The following is a 6052-nucleotide window of genomic DNA, read 5'->3' on the forward strand; positions in this document are numbered from 1 at the left end:
GCCATCGGGGTCTCGATGATCTCGTCGCCGATCACGAGCATGCTGTCCCGCGGACAGGTGTTGCAGAACCCGCGCGACGACCAGTCGGGGGTGCCGAAGCGTCGCCTGTGATCGACCGCGTCCGGGCGCCTGACCGTGACACCGAGAGACTGCAGGAGGGAGACGAACTCATCGAGCTCCTGCTGCGCCCGCTCGATCAGCAGGCGCGGGTATCTGAACCCGGCGACCCGTCCCTGCACCCGCGCCGCCCACGGCGGGATGTTGCAGGTCACGACGGGATGATCCGAGGGGATCGTCGCTCCGTCGAGACGCCCGACGATGATCTCCTCCAGCGGGTCCCACTCGTTGTGTGAATTGACCGGCGAAACGAGAGGCGCCGCGCGCGTACGAGCTTCGTTCTCTGGCGCCGCCGTCAGAATGCCGGGCCTCTGCACTGCCTCCATGCCTGATCGCTTTCGGTCGCAACAGATCCAGCCAGTTCCCGAATGCCCCGAACGGGACAGATGACACCCAGGCTGCGGAACCACAGGGCCGGTGAAACGGGCCTCGGCTTCTGCGGGCGGCTTCTGCCGGGCGCCCGATCCTCCGCCGACACGGCGGAGGATCCGATCAGGCACAGCGAGCGGAGGACTGTTCAGACACCGGTCATGAGGCCTCCTCTTTGCGGCGCGTGGAACACGGCACGAGTGAGGTGGGCAAGGGGCGAGAACACACAGTGGCGGGCGGGGCGGCACGGGTTCGGCTGTCTGCCTGGACCCGCACCAGGGCCACGGTCACGGCACCGTGGCCGGTGCCCGCTGGTACACGACCGCGCACGACACCCGGCTCTCCCCGCCTGGTGCGGGGCAACTGCAGCTTAGCCACGAACAGTTGAGAGAACAGTTGAGCCACTGCAAATGCCGTATAAAGCGACCACGAGTGCGCCACCCCGCGGTCAGTGCATGGCCGGGATGACGCCGGCCGCCTCCAGGCGGGCCGGGTCCGCTCTGAGTATGGCCTCGTGGGCGAGGCGCAGGGTCGGGCCCGGCTCGACTCCGAGCTCCTCTTTGATCACCCGGCGGGCGTTGCGGTACGTCCCCAGCGCGTCCCCCTGGCGGCCCGCCCGGTACAGGGCGACCATCAGCTGGCGGTAGAACGGCTCCCGCAGGGGATGCTGGACGAGGAGGCCCTTCAGGTCCTCGATCACTTCGTGATGGCGGCCCAGGGCCAGTGCGGAGTCGATGCTGAGCTCGGTGCAATTCAGCCGTTTTTCCTCCTGCACAGCCACGAAAGATTCAATTTCCAACGACCCTTGAATTCCCTCCAGAACGGGGCCCCGCCATAGGGACAACGCTCTGCGGAGAAGTTCGGAGGCATGCAGGAAATCGGCCGCGCAGTACCGTTCTCGGCCACGGGTGTAGAGCGTCTCGAAAACTTGAAAGTCTGTTGTGTCGTCGCTCACATCCAGGATGTATCCCGGTGAGGTCGTGGCGATCGGAGACGTTCCCCGAGGATTGATGAGGACTTTGCGCAGCTGTGAGACGTACACGCGCAGACTCGCGAAGGCGCAGCGCGGCGGACCCTGTTCCCAGAGTTCCGCCACCAGCTTGTCCCCCGGTACGGTCTCCCCTGCCCTGATCAGCAACAGGGCGAGCAGTTTTGCGAGCTTGGGCTGCTCGGGCGTCAGGTCGACGCCGCCGCGGGACACCCGCAGCCGCCCCAGCAGCTCATAGCGAAGCGCGTGGTCAGCCTGTAAACAGGACAGGGACACGACAACCCCCCGAATGCGCGAAACGCATTCAACTAAATTCCGGTTCCCCCGTCCGACCCCAGGTCTGGGGCGCCATACGGACAGCAGTTTACTGCTATGCCGTGCAGCTTATGCGAGGTCGTTGCATGATGCCAGTCCATTCCGTTACGCAGCCATTAAGGGGAATGAAAATCCGGCGACCCGGAACCGAGCCGCCGGAGATAAACCTGCCACCGTGAACCGGACCGCGGAATGACATTCGGCCAGGAGCCCGGCCCACGGGTGAGTGGGCCGGGCTGTCCGACCACGGGTGAGCGGCCGGGCCGTCCGGGCCGGCAGCATGCCGCGGCGGCACCGACGGGAGGGCGGGCCGCCGGTCAGGCCACCGGTCAGGCCGCCGGTCAGGCCGCCGGTCAGGCCGCCGCCTGCCGGTCCGCCCCGAGTGTCTCCAGCAGCCAGGAGAAGAGCCGGTCGTGGAACAGCCGCATCGCACCCGAGTGGCAGTGCGCCCCACCTCCCTCATCCGTCGTGAACACATACAGCGTCTTGGGCGAGTTGAGCCCCGTGTACACCTTCTTCGCGTGCTCCAGACCGGCGAAGAACAGGTCCTCCTCCGCGTCGAGGACGAACACCGGGCAGCGCACCTGGCCGATCACCTCCGACAGGCCGAACGCGGGCAGCCGGCGCAACAGTTGGGACGGAGTGTCCGCGCCGAAGGTCCACAGCGTCTGCCGCAGCAGCCAGCGGGTGAAGGTCTGCTGGGCGGCGATCCCCCAGATCACTGGGTCGGCGAAGTCGTCGCATCCCTGCTCGACCCACTCCAGGACGAACGGCGGCAAGCCCACGACGTCGCCCAGCTGCCAGACCGCGTCATGGGCGACGCAGCCGGCCAGACGGTGCTCGAAGGCCGCGGCCCGCACCGCGAGCAGACCGCCGAGGCTGGTGCCGACGAGCGTCAGACGGTCGGGATCCACTCCGGGCAGGGACAGCGTGTGGTCCACGACCGGCGTGACCACGTTTTCCCAGTCGGGGCGGAAGACCAGCCCCTGCTCGCGCAGGACCGAGCCCTGTCCGGGTCCCTCGAAGCACAGACAGTGGTACCCGCGGGCGAGGGCTGCCGCCGCCACGAAGAAGTAGCCCTCCTCGACGGTGGAGTCGAGGCCGCCGTGGTGGATGATGGTCGGCCTGGGTTCGCCCGAGTCGTCCGCCCGGTAGAAGTAGGCGGGCAGTGAGGTGTCCTCGTAGGGTATGCGGACGAACTCCGGGGTCCGGTCCATGAGTTCGGCCGCGTCGGCGAAGGTTTCCCGGGACAGCCGCATCAGCCGCAGCGCCTCCGGGTCCCGTGGTTGTTCGCGCTGGAAGAACTCGGCGGTCCGGTAGTAGTTGTGCGCCCGCAGCAGGGCGGCGCGGGCGTCGACAGTGCGGCCCTCCTCGCGGGCCGCGGTGCCCAGCCGGTGGACGCGTTCGGCGAGAGTGGTCCACGCGTGCCGCCAGGCCTCGATGTCGCCGTCGGGGATGTGTGCGGCGACCGCGACGACCTCGCCGAGCTGCGCTCCGCCGTAGTCGGCGTAACCGGCGGTGCGCAGTACCTGGTAGTCGAAGGCAGGGTCGTCGAAGAGGAATTTCATGGCAGCGGCTCCTGTGGTGGTGGGAGGTGCTCCGGTGCCGTGCCGGAGCCTGTCCCGGCGCGGGTCGTGCGGGTTCCGTTCAGGAACGTGTCGACGATCGATTCAGCGAACGCCGCCGATTCCACGGGGCGTTGACGAAGAATCAGCCGGGCTGCCATCGGCCCGATGAGCAGCTCCACCGCGTCGTCCAGGTCGAGGTCGGCGCGCAGCTCACCGCTCGCGACGCCGTCCCGCAGCGCCCTCAGCATGGCCTCGCGCCGTGCGGCGACGACGGTGTCCTCGAACCGCTCCACCAGCTGCGGGCGGCGCACCGCCTCACCGAGCAGGCTGCCGATCAGCCGGTGCAGGTTGGTGTCCTGGCCGCGGTGGCGCAGTTGGTCCACGAGGGCCACCAGCTGGTCCCGCAGGCCGAGTCCGTCCAGCGGCGGCACGGGGAGGTCGAGGGTGCTCAGCGCGGCGAGCACCAGCTCCTCCTTGTTGCGCCAGCGGCGGTAGATGGTGGCCCGGGCGACGCCCGCGCGCTGGGCGACCAGGTCCATGGACAGGTCGCCGAAACTGCATCCCTCGCTGAGCAGGCCGAGCGTGCTGTCCAGGATCGCCCGGTCGGCGGCGGGGTCGCGCTGGCGGCCGCCCCGGGGAGTGTGTCCCGGGGCGGCCGCCGGACGGTCGGCGTGTGGCGGCATACGGTTCAGACCTCCGTGGTGTGGACCTGTTTGTTCGCGGTCGCCTCCTCGGCGCCGGGCGTACCGGCGGCCGTACGGGAAGGCAGGAGCAGCAGGCAGACGAGAGCGCCGAGGAACGTGACGCCGGCGGCGACGAGGGACGTGAGGTGCATGGCCGAGACGAACGCGTCGACGGCGTGGGCCGCGAGCTCGGAGCCGGGCGCGCCCAGCTTCTCCGCGGCGGAGAGGGTGGCGGCGACGGATTCCTGCGCCGTGTCACGGACCGGGGCGGGCAGCGGCGCCAGGTCGTCCTCGATCCGCGAACGGTAGGCGACGGAGAGCACCGATCCGAGGACCGCGACCCCGAGGGCGCCGCCCAACTGCCGGAAGGTGGTGTTGACCGCCGCTCCGGTGCCCGCGCGGTCCTGGGCCACGGCGGACATCGCGGCGGATGTCGCGGGGGGCATCACACAGGCGATGCCGACGCCCATGACGAACAGGACGGATTCGATGACCCAGACCTCGGTGTGTTCGTCGATGGTGGCCACGGCGAGGAAGGCGAGCGAGGTGAGCAGCATGCCGGCGGCGCACACCGGCCGCAGCCCCACGCGCTTGGCGGCGAGCGTGGCCGGTGGCGAGAACGCCAGCTGGGCCACGGCCAGGGGCAGCAGCAGGCAGCCGGCCTCCAGCGGGCTCCAACCCGCACGCTCTGCAGGTAGAACACCAGGAAGAAGGTGGCGCCGAGCAGGGCGAAGAAGACCAGGCCGATCACGGTCACGGCGGCGGAGAAGCGACGGTCGCGGAAGAGAGCGAGGTCCAGAGCGGGGCGCGCGCTGCGGCGCTCCCAGAGGGTGAAGAGAGCCAGGACCGCGAGGCCGCCGAGCACCGGCCCCCAGACCGTGGCGTCCGCCCAGTCGTCCGACTCGCCGCCCCGGATCACGCCGTACACCAGGATGGTCAGACCGGCGACGGAGAGGGCGACGCCGAGCGGGTCGAAGCCGGTGCGCTCGGGGTCGCGGGACTCGGGTACGACGAACAGGGCGGCGACGGCGCCGATCACCACGATGGGCAGGTTGATCAGGAACACCGAGCCCCACCAGAACCGCTCGAGCAACGCGCCGCCGGCGATGGGGCCCAGCGCGACGGCGAGTCCGGCGGCGCCCGCCCAGACGCCGATGGCCTTGGCGCGTTCGGCGGGCGGGAAGACGGCCATGATGATCGCGAGGGTGGCGGGCAGCACCAGGGCGCCGCCGACCCCCAACCCCGCCCGGGCGATGACCAGTTCGTCGGCGCTGTGAGCGTAGGCGGACCAAACGGAACAGCCGCCGAAGACGACGAGTCCGGCCAGCAGCGTGCGTTTGCGTCCGCAGCGGTCGGCGAGCACGCCGGTGGTGAAGAGCAGGGCGGCGAAGACGAGGGTGTAGGAGTCGATCGACCACTGCAGCTGGCTCTGCGTGGCCCCGAGGCCGACGGGTGCCGGCTCGGCGAGCGTCTTCAGGGCCACGTTCAGGATCGACGTGTCCAGGACGACGAGGAGGAGGCTCACCAGCAGGACCGCGAGGACGCGCCACCGGTGCGGGTGGGCGGGCTGCGGGGTCTGCGCGGCGGGCTTGAAACGGGGCTGAGATGTCACGGATTCCGCTCCTCGGAAGGAAGAGGGGGTGCGTGAGCCGAGTGCTGTTCGCGTGCCGTGTCCTGCCGACGCTAGACCCGGCGGGCAATCGAGTCAACGGTGTATCGAAACATCGTTGACTCGATTGCTCGCTCCCCGGTGGGGCGCACTTCACTGGTCGCTACGGCCCCTCCGGCTCACGGCACACTGCCGAGCAACGGCCGTTGAAACCTGGCCCATCGGTAGCTGTCGGCGCTCCGGCGCCCAATGGCTCTGCGCACCGAGACCCCTGACGGGCGGCCACCGCCCTTGCGACGGCGGCGCGTTACCGAAGAGCCGTCCTACGGTCACGGCGCGCCGTCGGCCCACCCCCCTCCAGGCCCAGCGCGCCGGCGCACACAGCTCCGCAGCCGAGAGACCC

At 69.9% G+C, this 6052-nt stretch carries 3 protein-coding genes and 2 pseudogenes; all 5 read right to left on the minus strand.

Translation table 11 applies throughout. The features are described 5' to 3' along the window. Positions 1 to 443: pseudogene (locus AC5P09_RS29940) on the minus strand (amidinotransferase); the annotation flags it as partial. A gap of 491 nt (positions 444 to 934) precedes the next feature. Beyond that, entirely contained in the window at positions 935 to 1750 is an 816-nt protein-coding gene (locus AC5P09_RS29945; protein ID WP_493876868.1) for an AfsR/SARP family transcriptional regulator, read from the minus strand. A 392-nt stretch (positions 1751 to 2142) separates the two neighbouring features. Further along, positions 2143 to 3357, minus strand: a complete 1215-nt coding sequence (locus tag AC5P09_RS29950) for an alpha/beta hydrolase family protein (RefSeq protein WP_493876869.1) — start codon at positions 3355 to 3357, stop codon at positions 2143 to 2145. Further along, positions 3354 to 4040 carry a TetR/AcrR family transcriptional regulator gene (locus AC5P09_RS29955; protein WP_493876870.1) on the minus strand — a complete coding sequence of 229 codons (687 nt, stop codon included), beginning with the start codon at positions 4038 to 4040 and terminating at the stop codon, positions 3354 to 3356. Before AC5P09_RS29955 ends, AC5P09_RS29950 begins: the two co-directional genes overlap by 4 nt. A 5-nt stretch (positions 4041 to 4045) precedes the next feature. After that, positions 4046 to 5652, minus strand: a pseudogene (locus AC5P09_RS29960) (DHA2 family efflux MFS transporter permease subunit). Positions 5653 to 6052 lie beyond the last annotated feature (400 nt).

It is taken from the genome of Streptomyces sp. a15 (assembly GCF_059026085.1).

Excerpts from the sequence above, each read along its gene's own strand:
- AC5P09_RS29950 (WP_493876869.1), bottom strand. The coding sequence starts at position 3,357 with ATGAAATTCCTCTTCGACGACCCTGCCTTCGACTACCAGGTACTGCGC.
- AC5P09_RS29955 (WP_493876870.1), bottom strand. The coding sequence starts at position 4,040 with ATGCCGCCACACGCCGACCGTCCGGCGGCCGCCCCGGGACACACTCCC.